Raw genomic sequence first — 11,449 nt, forward strand, 5'->3', positions numbered from 1 at the left:
CTCCTTTAACGAAAGCAATATTTTGTATTTTATTTATATTATAAGCAATGAGATTCATAGAAAGCAAGAACGCTTGATCATTTTGACCAAGCGTTGTGATTTAAACGAAGTATAGTTGTTCAACACATAAAATATCATTGTCATTTTCTACATATTCAATGATGAGTGTGCCAACTTTACGATCTTTATCTTCAGTTGTGAAAATAGAGTAAGAAGTAAAACGTGTTGTTGATAGGCCGCTTATATGTGTAGGTAAAGGAATGTAGTCGTTATCGCGGAAGAATTCCATCAGTTCAATATCTTCAAATTCTTTTCGGTCAACTTGTTTGTTTGTATAGCGGCGTTGAAGTTGTTTTAAAGATTCATTCCAAGAAATTGCTTTTGTGTCGTATACCATTGTTCTATCTCCTTACTGTATGTAATTATTAAGAACATACGTTCTAATCTAGTATACTCTTTTTATAAGAAAAGGGAAAGCAAAAAATAATGTAAGCTTGGATTTCCAAGCTTACATTATTGATGCGTCCGTCATAACCTCTATTTTTTATTATAAGTTAGATAAGAATAAGAAACAAGATGATATATATCTTGTTGATAGTTTTCAAAATTCTGTATATTATCAATGTATTATAAGAAAAGGGAATGAGAGGGATGGTATACGTAATTTCACTTCAAGGACCGATGGCAAGTGGAAAAACAACATTGGCCAAAAGCTTAGAGCGATGTGGGCTTTCAGTTATATATGAAAATCCTTATCCAATTGTAGAAAAGCGAAAAAAATTAAATTTGGATATGTGTACAAAAGAGGGGTTTATTACAAATCAAAAAATGTTTATTGAAGCAAAAATAAAAGAGTTTCAAAATGTGAAAAGTTCAGTCGTGATTTTTGATCGTGGGCCAGAAGATATTGAATTTTATACACTCTTTTATCCGAAAGTGATAGGGAAAGAGTGGGGTATAGAAACAGAATTAAAAGATGAATTGTATAAATTAAGAGAATGCCGTTCGGATGCAATTTTTTATTTAGATGTTTCGAAAGAGAGTTTGTATGATAGGAGAAATAATGATAGGACAAGAAATCGAAGTACATTTGAGGAACAATTTAAAGTAGTAGAAGTTGAAAAAGAATGGTATAAACAATTTCCCGTAACTTATGTGGACACTAATATATTATCAGTGGACGAATTAGAGGCATATTTTATAGGGTGGCTAAGGGAGAAAAGGCTATGAAAAAAATATTATTATTCGTATACCCGACATTTGCAGAGTTTGAAATAACGGTAGCAACAGCATTGCTGAAAAAGAAATATGAAATCATTACAGCGGGTTTAACAAAAGAAATGATTATAAGTGAAACAGGCTTACAAGTACAGCCGCATATAGAATTAAGTGAAGTGCGTGTAGAAGAATATGAGGGGATTATCATTCCGGGCGGAGATGAAATACATATGAAAGAGGCGAAATTGCTTTTTTCAGTTATTCGTCAATTTTCTGAGCAAGGAAAATTAGTGGCAGCGATTTGTGCTGGACCGTATGCGTTAGCAAGAGCAGGTTTACTAAAAGAAATCTCTTATACAGTGACCATAGATTATCAAAAATTAGATTGTTTTCCAGTAGAAAATTTTGTGTATACAGAAGTTGTACAGCACGCAAATATTATTACAGCACAAGGACATGCATTTGTGCCATTTGGACTAGCGATTGCCTCCTATTTTGGAGTAGTGAATGAACATAATACAAATTTTTATAGTGGAAAGGGCAATATGATGATGGAGAATCTGTTACCAGAAAACGTGTAAAAGCTAGCAAATGCTAGCTTATTTCCTTTTTACATCGATAAATCACTAACGTTTTCGGATCGCTCCATATACCGTCATGAATTGTTAATTCATTTTCTATTTCTTTTTTCAGCCAGTCCTTCATTTCGGTGTGAAGAGACATATTATCAGGTATATTCAGTGACGGAAACATGCTAGAAATATAGTTTACGATTGGAGTGGCATGATGAAAAACAAGTGCATTATGAATAATTGTTTCTTCAACAGTTGGAAAAACAGATTGTAATAGCTCTTTACCATTTTCTAAACAAAATGGAGCTGCTGACGGTGATGTTTTTGGTAAATCAAATGCGACTAACATTTTGTTACACATTTCATCTATACGAGGCAATGAAACTTTAGAATTTGTTGTAGCTAAAAGGGCGCCGCCAGGACGAATTATTTTATGGAATCCTTGAATAGTTTTTTCGACATCTTTCATGTGGTATAACATATGCCTTGCGATTACCCAATCATAACAATTAGCTTCGAAAGGAAGTTTACTGGCATCACCGAGTTTCCATTCAATCATATTATTCGTTATAGCGGCTTCAGAAAGCATAGTTTCTGATTGATCAAAACCGGTTAGATGTCCTTTATGACCATTCGTTTGCAAAAGGGAAAGGAATTTTCCGTTAGCGCACCCGACCTCTAATATTTTTTCCTCCCCTTGGAGTTGTAAATGTTCAATGACGACTTCATCTACATTCACTCGTTTCTCTTCGAAATGTTTATGCGTATCGATACGTGTTTGTAAATGGCTACTTACGTTGTATTGGCGTTTTACATCATTCATTTTTTCACAGTCCACCTTTATGCAAAATTGTTGGATTGCATGTGTTAATACGTCTGTTTTCTTTAAAGCTTCGTAATGGAGTGCCGATTCAAACCTTGCAAGTAATTTTTCTTCAATTCGAAAATGAATATCTTTTCGCTTCGCCACTGAAATCTCGCCCCTTTGTATCTGTTAGTGAGACTATAGCACGTCTGAAAAAAATCTGTAAATAAATTGTGTACACAAGTATGAGAGGGATAAAAAATTTCTTGAATAATATTTTAAACTATTGACGATTTAACCGTTTTCATATATTCTTAAATTAAGTAATATTCAAATAATTCAAAAGAAATGAGAGAGTCACATGCTTCTTCAAGGAACACATCGAATTGGTCGTATGGCTATGCTGTTGGCACTTGCGGATGAGAATGAAAGTCCCGTATTATCTATTCCAAAAGGTTGGAAATATTGTACTGGGAAAGTTGGTTCTATGAATTCGCAAAAAGTAGTAGCAGCAATGGAAACAGCGGCTAAGAGCAACCGAGTTATTGAAACAGATGTTTACAGAGAAACACATGCACTTTATCATGCAATTATGGAAGCTTTGTACGGAGTGACGAGAGGTCAAATTCAGTTAGCAGACGTTCTTCGTACAGTAGGACTTCGCTTTGCAATTGTGCGCGGTACACCATACGACGGAAAAAAAGAAGGCGAATGGGTTGCTGTTGCACTTTATGGAACGATTGGTGCACCTGTAAAAGGATCTGAGCATGAGGCGATTGGTTTAGGAATTAATCACATATGATTTGCCCATAGTCTATTAGTTAGAAGGGGGCCTTATTTTTTAGGACAGAAGTCTGTCTTAAAAAGATAAGGTCCCCTTTTGCCTTTATAAGGAGGAAAAAGAATGATTACGTTAACAGGACATACATTGACAGTTGAAGAAATGAAGAGGTTGTTACTTGAAGGTGAAGGTGTAACAGCTTGTCCAAATAGTATGCAAAAGGTAGCGGAGTGCCGCGAAGTAGTTGAGAAAATCGTAGAGGATGGAAAAGTCGTTTACGGTATTACAACTGGATTTGGAAAGTTTAGTGATGTGCTTATTCAAAAAGATGATGTAAAGGCACTTCAGCATAATTTAATTCAGTCACATGCGTGCGGAATAGGCGATCCATTCCCGGAAGAAGTATCACGCGGTATGTTAATTTTACGAGCGAACACGATGCTTAAAGGAGTATCGGGTGTTAGACCACTTGTTGTAAATATGCTTCTTGAGTTTGTAAATCGTAAAATTCATCCGGTCGTTCCTCAACAAGGATCACTAGGAGCGAGCGGTGATTTAGCACCTTTATCTCATCTTGCTCTCGTTTTATTAGGTGAAGGTGAAGTGTTCTACAAAGGAAAACGAGTTCATGCGATGGTTGCTCTTACAGAAGAAGGACTTGAGCCTATTGAACTTGAAGCAAAAGAAGGTCTTGCGTTAATCAATGGTACACAGGCGATGACAGCGCAAGGGGTTCTTTCTTATATAGAAGCTGAAGCAACGGCTTATCAATCTGAATTAATTGCTTCTATGACAATGGAAGGATTACGCGGCATTATTGATGCATTCGATGAAAATGTTCATAAAGCGCGTGGTTATAAAGAGCAAGTGGAAGTAGCAAGCAGAGTTCGTGACATTCTTCATGATAGTAAACTTATTACAAAACAAGGAGAACTTCGTGTACAAGATGCATATTCACTTCGTTGTATCCCGCAAGTTCACGGTGCTTCTTGGCAAGTTTTAAATTATGTGAAAGAAAAATTAGAAATTGAAATGAATGCAGCAACAGATAATCCACTTATTTTTGATGGCGGGGAAAAAGTAATCTCTGGTGGTAATTTCCACGGACAACCAATTGCATTTGCAATGGACTTCTTAAAAGTAGGGATGGCGGAGCTTGCAAATATTTCAGAGCGCCGTATTGAACGCCTAGTAAATCCGCAATTAAATGACTTACCACCATTTTTAAGTCCAGAACCAGGACTTCAATCAGGTGCCATGATTATGCAATATGCAGCGGCTTCACTCGTTTCAGAAAATAAAACGTTAGCTCATCCAGCGAGTGTAGATTCAATTCCGTCGTCAGCTAACCAAGAAGATCACGTAAGTATGGGAACAATTGCTTCACGTCATGCGCATCAAATTATTCAAAATGCAAGACGCGTTCTTGCAATTGAGATGATCTGTGCGATGCAAGCAGCAGAATATCGCGGGATTGAAAACATGAGTACAGTTACAAAAACGTTCTATCATCAAGGTCGTCAGCAAGTGCCTTCTATTAAAAATGACCGTATATTCTCAACGGATATCGAAAATATCACGCATTGGTTAAAAACGAACTATTCAATAAAGGAAAGATTGGATGTAAATGCAGCACTATAAAACGAGAAAAGGGAGAGATTGAAATGGAAAAAGTACAACAAACAATTCGTGCGGCAAGAGGTACTGAGTTACAAACGAAAGGATGGGTTCAAGAAGCTGCACTTCGAATGTTAATGAACAATTTAGATCCTGAAGTAGCTGAAAAACCAGAAGAATTAGTTGTATACGGAGGAATTGGCCGTGCAGCTCGTAATTGGGAAAGCTACTATGCAATTGTTGATTCATTAAAAACATTAGAAAGCGACGAAACGTTACTTGTTCAATCAGGAAAACCAGTTGCAATTTTTAAATCGCATGAAGATGCGCCTCGTGTTCTTTTAGCGAACTCAAACTTAGTACCAAAATGGGCGAACTGGGATCACTTCCGTGAACTAGAGAAAAAAGGCCTAATGATGTACGGACAAATGACAGCGGGTAGCTGGATTTACATTGGAACACAAGGGATTTTACAAGGAACATATGAAACATTTGGAGAAGCGGCACGTCAACATTTCGATGGTTCATTAAAAGGTACTGTAACGATTACTGCTGGTTTAGGTGGCATGGGCGGGGCACAACCGCTTGCTGTAACGATGAACGGCGGTGTTGTAATTGCTATTGATGTAGATAAGCGTAGTATCGATCGTCGTATTGAAAAGAGATATTGTGATAAGTATACAGAATCATTAGAAGAAGCACTGGCTATTGCAAACGAGTATAAAGAGAAGAAAGAGCCCATTTCAATTGGATTATTAGGTAATGCAGCAGAAATTTTACCTGAGTTAGTAAACCGTAATATTATCCCTGACTTAGTTACGGATCAAACTTCTGCACATGATCCATTAAACGGTTATATTCCAGTAGGTTACACAGTAGAAGAAGCAGCGAAACTTCGTGAAGAAGATCCAGAACGTTACGTACAATTATCGAAAGAAAGTATGACAAAACATGTGGAAGCAATGCTTGCAATGCAAGAAAAAGGTGCGATTACATTTGATTACGGAAATAACATTCGCCAAGTTGCTTTCGATGAAGGTTTGAAAAATGCCTTTGATTTCCCAGGATTCGTTCCAGCATTTATTCGTCCGTTATTCTGTGAAGGAAAAGGACCATTCCGCTGGGTAGCACTTTCTGGTGATCCAGAAGATATTTATAAAACAGACGAAGTGATTTTACGCGAGTTTGCTGATAACGAGCATTTATGTAATTGGATTCGTATGGCACGTCAGCAAGTTGAGTTCCAAGGTCTTCCATCACGTATTTGTTGGCTTGGTTATGGCGAGCGTGCAAAATTTGGCCGCATTATTAATGAAATGGTGGCTAATGGTGAATTATCAGCACCGATCGTTATCGGCCGTGACCATTTAGATTGTGGATCAGTAGCATCTCCAAACCGTGAAACAGAATCTATGAAAGACGGTAGTGATGCAGTAGCAGACTGGCCAATTTTAAATGCATTAATTAACAGTGTAAACGGTGCAAGCTGGGTGTCTGTTCATCACGGTGGTGGCGTTGGTATGGGTTATTCACTTCACGCTGGAATGGTTATCGTTGCAGATGGAACAGAAGCAGCGGCAAAACGTATTGAACGCGTATTAACTTCTGACCCTGGTATGGGTGTTGTTCGTCACGTTGATGCTGGCTATGACTTAGCGGTTCAAACTGCGAAAGAAAAAGGCGTTAACATTCCAATGATGAAATAAGGAGGAAGAAACATGCTGGACACTTTACTAATAAATATCGGTCAATTACTAACAATGGATCAAGAAGATGGCTTGTTAAGACGGGAAGCGATGAACACGCTTCCTGTTATTGAAAACGGTGCTGTCGGAATTGAAAATGGCGTGATTACTTTCGTTGGAACAGCGGAAGAGGCTAAAGGATTACAAGCGAAAGAGGTTATTGATTGCGGCGGGAAAATGGTTTCTCCTGGTCTTGTAGATCCGCATACTCATCTTGTATTTGGTGGATCTCGTGAAAATGAAATCGCGCTGAAATTACAAGGAGTTCCGTACCTAGAAATTTTAGAACAAGGCGGAGGTATTCTTGCAACTGTAAATGCAACGAAACAAGCATCGAAAGAAGAACTTGTTCAAAAAGCGAAATTTCATTTAGACCGTATGCTATCTTTCGGTGTAACAACCGTAGAAGCGAAGAGTGGTTACGGATTAGATGATGAGACAGAATGGAAACAATTAGAGGTAACTGCACAATTACAAAAAGAGCATTCAATTGATTTAGTTTCAACATTTTTAGGTGCTCATGCAGTTCCGAAAGAGTATAAAGGAAGATCGAAAGAATTTTTACAATGGATGCTAGATCTATTACCAGAGATGAAAGAGAAGCAATTAGCTGAGTTCGTTGATATTTTCTGTGAAACAGGTGTGTTCTCTGTAGAAGAATCAAAAGAATTTTTATTAAAAGCGAAAGAGCTGGGCTTTGATGTGAAAATTCATGCAGATGAAATCGACCCTCTTGGTGGTGCGGAAGCAGCCGCTGAAATCGGTGCAGCGTCAGCAGACCATTTAGTTGGCGCTTCTGATAAAGGAATTGAAATGCTTGCGAATTCTAATACAGTAGCGACTTTATTACCAGGAACAACTTTCTATTTAAATAAAGAAAGTTTCGCACGCGGCCGCAAAATGATCGATGAAGGTGTTGCTGTTGCTTTAGCTACAGACTTTAACCCAGGAAGCTGTCCAACTGAAAACATTCAGCTTATTATGAGTATTGCAATGCTGAAACTGAAAATGACACCAGAAGAAGTCTGGAATGCCGTAACAGTTAACTCATCTTATGCCATTAATCGAGGCGATGTAGCTGGGAAAATTAGAGTTGGTCGTAAGGCGGATTTAGTTTTATGGGATGCTTATAATTACGCTTACGTACCGTACCATTACGGCGTAAGTCATGTAAATACAGTATGGAAGAATGGTAATATAGCATATACAAGAGGTGAACAATCGTGGAGCACGGCCACTATTTAAAGAAAAATGCAAAGTTTATCGATCGTGAAGTGACGAAATGGAGCGAGATGATTAAAGATTGGGAGGAAGGGGAGGAAATATTCGGTGCGGCCTTAATTGGAGCACCCCTTTCTAAACCATCTATTAGTCATTCGGGAGCATGTTTTGCGCCAAAAACAATTCGTTCAATGTTAGATGCATATAGCACGTACGCAATTACAGAAGAACACGATATGAAAGAAAGTGTTCTTCATGATTGCGGTGATATTACGATGCATGTGACAGATATAAAAGAGAGTCATAACCGAATTGTGAAAACAGTTGGTCACTTGACGAAAGTAAATCCGAAAATGATACCAATCGTTCTTGGTGGTGACCACTCGATTAGTTTTCCGAGTATAACTGGTTTTGCAAATAGTAAAGGAAAGGTCGGTATTATTCAATTTGATGCCCATCATGATTTACGTAATTTAGATGATGGTGGTCCATCAAATGGTACACCGTTCCGTAGTTTACTAGAAAACGATGTGATTACAGGAAAACAACTCGTTCAAATTGGGATTCGTAATTTTTCAAATGCACGAGCGTACCATGAATATGCAAAAGAGCATGGCGTGACAGTGTATACAATGAAAGATGTAAGAGAGCGAGAAATAAAAGACCTTATTTCAGAAAGTATTGAAGTATTAAGAAAACAAGGTGTGACTTCTATTTATATTTCTCTTGATATGGACGTATTAGACCAAGCGTTTGCGCCAGGCTGTCCAGCAATCGGTCCTGGTGGAATGGATAGTACAACTTTACTTGATGCAATTGAATTCCTTGGTAAAGAGCCACTCGTTCAAGGGATGGATATAGTAGAAATTGATCCAACTCTTGATTTTAGGGATATGACGAGTAGAGTAGCTGCGCAAGTGATTATGAGTTTTCTTTTAGCGCGCGAAACGATTAGTAAACAGGTTAGTATATAAGCGAAGAATCGTGTGTGAAGTTTTGAAGTAACCATTTTTGTCTTTCATGTTGCACATTATATAAAAATACATCGCTACTTATATGTAGTGATGTATTTTTTTGTTTTAGAAGGTATATAAAATTGAAGGAAATGGGTGTGAAAAGGTAACAAAATTGCGGGTTTTTTAGTGTTTCTGTACAGCTTGAATTTTTATGTGTAAATAAATTGACATAGAAAATAATTTTGTGATATTATAAAAATTTTGCTAAAAAAATAAATGTGTGTTAAGATTGAGAAGGTTACCATATATGGAGGTGGATTATTTGTTTCAAATTGGCGATAACATAGTTTATCCAATGCACGGAGCAGGTATAATTAAAGCCATAGAAGAAAAGGAAATCTCAGGAGAAAAAAAACAGTATTATGTTATAAAAATGTCGGCTAGTAATATGGAAGTGATGATTCCTATTGGGAAAGTATTGACTTCAAATATACGACCAGTCACAGATATAAAGGCATTAACACACATAATAGATATTTTTCAGCATGGGGAATCCGATAGATTACTTACGTGGAAACAAAGGTATAAAGCGAACGCGGACAAAATAAAGACGGGTAAAATACAAGAAGGTGCTGAAGTTGTACGTGATTTATTGCGTATGCAGAAAGAAAAAGCACTTAATGCAAGCGAAAAGAAAATGTTAGATAATGCACATGAATTTTTGATTAGTGAACTGGGATTAATTGAAGGTATCACAGAAAATCAAATAAAAAGCTTTTGTTAAGATTCATTGTAGATAATGTATTATATCCCAAAAAAGATCTTGAATTTTTTGGGAACATAATTATAGAGAATCAATCATTTCAAAGACATTCAACTTTTTCAAACCACTTTTAGAGCATTAACCCCTTTTGTTATTACTACAATTTAATCCATTTTTATTTTTAAATTTCTTTTACGAATGTTCGAAGTTTAATTAAATACTTCGATAAAATAGTTACTTAATTTTTGCAATCCTGATTCACACTGGCACGGACAAGGAGCCGTAAGGATGAAAGAGAGGTAGGGCTTTCATTGTTTTAGGTATATAAGTTTTTATTTTTAGAAGAATACTGAGCCGCTCTCATTTCTATTGTTACGGAATTTTTCATATGTGAGGAGATAATAATTGTTTATTTTCTTTATGTAAAAGAGATAAAAGAATTGTTAGCCTTATATGGTCAACTAAAAGAGGTTTCCTAATTAGGAAACCTCTTTAATTTTTGTTTATATCATTCTATTTGTTTAATATTCGAATTTTTAATGGTAAAGACGTATAAATTGACGTTACTATTTAAAAGTAAGTATGATGCGATTATAGTAAGTTTTTTATAAGGGGGAAGAAAAATGACAAGCTCAAACAATAAAGTAGCAAATATTTATGCAGGAACAAATATAAACGCTTGGGGGTCTTTTGAAAACATTGATGAAACAAAGGTGTTTAATCCGATTCAAATTGGATCTTGGTCTCTTCGTAATCGCATAGCGATGGCACCGATGACGAGATGTTTTGCAAATAATGAGACTGGGGTAGTTGGTACTGATGTAGTAGAGTATTACCAAAAACGTGCTGCTGATGGGATTGGATTAATTATTACAGAAGGAATTGTCATTAGCCCGAGAGCAAAAGGGAATCCGGGAGTACCGGGTATTTATACACAAGCGCAAATTGATTCTTGGAAACCTGTTACAGAGGCAGTACATAAAGAAGGCGGGACGATTATTGCTCAAATATGGCATGTTGGACGTATGAGTCATCACGAAATAATGGGTGGTCAAATGCCGCAAGCACCGTCTGCTATTGCTGCGGAGGGTAATGTTCCGCGTTTTCGTAAACCGTTTGATACACCAGAAGCAATGACAATAGAAGAAATAAAAGAAGTTATTGGTCAATATGCACAAGCTGCAAAAAACGCAATCGAAGCTGGATTTGATGGAGTAGAAATTCACGGTGCACACGGATATTTAATTGATCAATTTACTTATGAATGTGCAAATAAGCGCACAGATAAATATGGCGGGGACTTAAAGCAAAGATTAACATTTATGAAAGAAGTAACAGAGGCTGTAATAGAGGCAGTTGGAGCTACTAAAACACTTCTTCGTTTCTCTGCCTTTAAAGGTGATAATCCTGCTTATATGTGGGAAAACCCGGAACTTGCGATTGAAATTTTTGTAAACATGTTCAAAGAAGTTGGATTAACGATGATTCACCCTTCAACGATGAATTATACGGCAGTTATTGCTGACGGAAAGAATTTTCATCAATTAGTAAGAAAATATTGGGATGGTACTATTGTTGGGGTGGGCAATTTGAATCCGAAAGAGGCAGAAGAAGCATTGCAAGAGGGAACAATTGATGTAGCGGCGTTCGGAAGACCATTAATCGCTAACCCAGATTTTGTTCAGCGAATTAAAAATGCTGAAAGTTTAGTTGAATATGACGCGAAAGAGCATCTTGCTACGCTAGTGTGAATAAGGATAAAAAGAGAACA

Annotated in this window: 11 protein-coding genes; 9 read left to right on the forward strand and 2 right to left on the reverse strand. The window is 36.9% G+C overall.

The features are described 5' to 3' along the window. Positions 1 to 100: 100 nt before the first annotated feature. Positions 101 to 397 carry a hypothetical protein gene (locus ACE38F_RS11045; RefSeq protein ID WP_044443662.1) on the reverse strand — a complete coding sequence of 99 codons (297 nt, stop codon included), beginning with the start codon at positions 395 to 397 and terminating at the stop codon, positions 101 to 103. A gap of 254 nt (positions 398 to 651) precedes the next feature. On the opposite strand from ACE38F_RS11045, the gene ACE38F_RS11050 reads away from it, so the two are divergent. Next, positions 652 to 1,230 carry an AAA family ATPase gene (locus ACE38F_RS11050; protein ID WP_341306106.1) on the forward strand — a complete coding sequence of 193 codons (579 nt, stop codon included), beginning with the start codon at positions 652 to 654 and terminating at the stop codon, positions 1,228 to 1,230. Continuing rightward, positions 1,227 to 1,799 carry a DJ-1/PfpI family protein gene (locus ACE38F_RS11055; RefSeq protein WP_341306107.1) on the forward strand — a complete coding sequence of 191 codons (573 nt, stop codon included), beginning with the start codon at positions 1,227 to 1,229 and terminating at the stop codon, positions 1,797 to 1,799. Before ACE38F_RS11050 ends, ACE38F_RS11055 begins: the two co-directional genes overlap by 4 nt. Positions 1,800 to 1,812: 13 nt before the next feature. On the opposite strand, the gene ACE38F_RS11060 is transcribed toward ACE38F_RS11055, so the two are convergent. Further along, positions 1,813 to 2,760: a class I SAM-dependent methyltransferase gene (locus ACE38F_RS11060; protein WP_341306108.1), complete on the reverse strand. Its 948-nt coding sequence runs from the start codon at positions 2,758 to 2,760 to the stop codon at positions 1,813 to 1,815. A 196-nt stretch (positions 2,761 to 2,956) separates the two neighbouring features. Here ACE38F_RS11060 and hutP point away from each other — a divergent pair, with 196 nt between their 5' ends. The 7 genes from hutP (at position 2,957) to ACE38F_RS11095 (ending at position 11,429) form a co-directional block, all read left to right on the forward strand. Next, a complete protein-coding gene (gene hutP / locus ACE38F_RS11065) occupies positions 2,957 to 3,397 on the forward strand; it encodes a hut operon transcriptional regulator HutP (RefSeq protein WP_000926519.1) in 441 nt (146 codons plus the stop codon). A gap of 102 nt (positions 3,398 to 3,499) precedes the next feature. Next, a complete protein-coding gene (gene hutH, locus ACE38F_RS11070) occupies positions 3,500 to 5,017 on the forward strand; it encodes a histidine ammonia-lyase (RefSeq protein WP_375370898.1) in 1,518 nt (505 codons plus the stop codon). Positions 5,018 to 5,040: 23 nt separating this feature from the next. Beyond that, positions 5,041 to 6,699, forward strand: a complete 1,659-nt coding sequence (gene hutU, locus ACE38F_RS11075) for a urocanate hydratase (RefSeq protein WP_375370897.1) — start codon at positions 5,041 to 5,043, stop codon at positions 6,697 to 6,699. A 12-nt stretch (positions 6,700 to 6,711) separates the two neighbouring features. Then, positions 6,712 to 7,983: an imidazolonepropionase gene (gene hutI / locus ACE38F_RS11080; RefSeq protein WP_375370896.1), complete on the forward strand. Its 1,272-nt coding sequence runs from the start codon at positions 6,712 to 6,714 to the stop codon at positions 7,981 to 7,983. Continuing rightward, a complete protein-coding gene (gene hutG, locus ACE38F_RS11085) occupies positions 7,962 to 8,933 on the forward strand; it encodes a formimidoylglutamase (protein WP_375370895.1) in 972 nt (323 codons plus the stop codon). The genes hutI and hutG overlap by 22 nt, the downstream gene beginning before the upstream one ends. Positions 8,934 to 9,237: 304 nt before the next feature. Next, positions 9,238 to 9,699, forward strand: coding sequence for a CarD family transcriptional regulator (locus ACE38F_RS11090; protein ID WP_215553828.1), 462 nt, complete (start codon positions 9,238 to 9,240; stop codon positions 9,697 to 9,699). Between the two features lie 602 nt (positions 9,700 to 10,301). Next, positions 10,302 to 11,429: an alkene reductase gene (locus ACE38F_RS11095; protein ID WP_375370894.1), complete on the forward strand. Its 1,128-nt coding sequence runs from the start codon at positions 10,302 to 10,304 to the stop codon at positions 11,427 to 11,429. The last annotated feature ends 20 nt before the right edge of the window (positions 11,430 to 11,449 follow it).

The sequence above is a fragment of the Bacillus altaicus genome, from assembly GCF_042136375.2.
Classification (GTDB): domain Bacteria; phylum Bacillota; class Bacilli; order Bacillales; family Bacillaceae_G; genus Bacillus_A; species Bacillus_A cereus_U.

What these genes read in the sequence shown, in the direction of transcription:
- ACE38F_RS11055 (WP_341306107.1), top strand. Translation starts at nt 1,227, where the DNA reads ATGAAAAAAATATTATTATTCGTATACCCGACATTTGCAGAGTTTGAA.
- hutI (WP_375370896.1), top strand. Translation starts at nt 6,712, where the DNA reads ATGCTGGACACTTTACTAATAAATATCGGTCAATTACTAACAATGGAT.
- ACE38F_RS11045 (WP_044443662.1), bottom strand. Translation starts at nt 397, where the DNA reads ATGGTATACGACACAAAAGCAATTTCTTGGAATGAATCTTTAAAACAA.
- hutU (WP_375370897.1), top strand. Translation starts at nt 5,041, where the DNA reads ATGGAAAAAGTACAACAAACAATTCGTGCGGCAAGAGGTACTGAGTTA.
- ACE38F_RS11095 (WP_375370894.1), top strand. Translation starts at nt 10,302, where the DNA reads ATGACAAGCTCAAACAATAAAGTAGCAAATATTTATGCAGGAACAAAT.
- hutP (WP_000926519.1), top strand. Translation starts at nt 2,957, where the DNA reads ATGCTTCTTCAAGGAACACATCGAATTGGTCGTATGGCTATGCTGTTG.
- ACE38F_RS11050 (WP_341306106.1), top strand. Translation starts at nt 652, where the DNA reads ATGGTATACGTAATTTCACTTCAAGGACCGATGGCAAGTGGAAAAACA.
- hutH (WP_375370898.1), top strand. Translation starts at nt 3,500, where the DNA reads ATGATTACGTTAACAGGACATACATTGACAGTTGAAGAAATGAAGAGG.